This is a genomic window from Streptomyces sichuanensis, assembly GCF_020328095.1.
Lineage (GTDB): Bacteria > Actinomycetota > Actinomycetes > Streptomycetales > Streptomycetaceae > Streptomyces > Streptomyces cinnamoneus.
The window spans coordinates 1-856 of the sequence record NZ_JAIXMK010000220.1 but is presented as its reverse complement, the minus strand read 5'-3'; the positions used below and the strand labels follow the sequence as shown (position 1 = coordinate 856).

Genomic DNA, 856 nt, shown 5'->3' with positions numbered 1-856 from the left:
CGTTTACTGGCGCTTAAGTTCTCAGCTTCGCCCCACCGAAATGGAGCTAACCGGTCCCCTTAACGTTCCAGCACCGGGCAGGCGTCAGTCCGTATACATCGCCTTACGGCTTCGCACGGACCTGTGTTTTTAGTAAACAGTCGCTTCTCGCTGGTCTCTGCGGCCACACCCAGCTCAGAGTGCAAGACTCATCACCAGACATGGCCCCCCTTCTCCCGAAGTTACGGGGGCATTTTGCCGAGTTCCTTAACCATAGTTCACCCGAACGCCTCGGTATTCTCTACCTGACCACCTGAGTCGGTTTAGGGTACGGGCCGCCATGAAACTCGCTAGAGGCTTTTCTCGACAGCATAGGATCATCCACTTCACCACAATCGGCTCGGCATCAGGTCTCAGGCTGCATGTTGTGCGGATTTGCCTACACAACGCCCTACACCCTTACCCCGGGACTACCACCGCCCGGGCTGGACTACCTTCCTGCGTCACCCCATCGCTTACCTACTACAAGTCTGGGTCGTCGGCTCCACCACTCCCCTTCACCCGAAGGATCCAGGACGGCTTCACGGACTTAGCATCGCCTGATTCGATATTGGGCGTTTCAAAGCGGGTACCGGAATATCAACCGGTTGTCCATCGACTACGCCTGTCGGCCTCGCCTTAGGTCCCGACTTACCCTGGGCAGATCAGCTTGACCCAGGAACCCTTAGTCAATCGGCGCACACGTTTCCCACGTGTGTATCGCTACTCATGCCTGCATTCTCACTCGTGAACCGTCCACAACTCGCTTCCGCGGCTGCTTCACCCGGCACACGACGCTCCCCTACCCATCCCAGTCCCCGTTGGGGGTATGTACTGG

Annotated in this window: 1 rRNA gene; it reads right to left on the bottom strand. The window is 57.7% G+C overall.

Annotated elements, in window-relative coordinates:
- Positions 1-856, bottom strand: a 23S ribosomal RNA gene (locus tag LE181_RS31310); the annotation flags it as partial.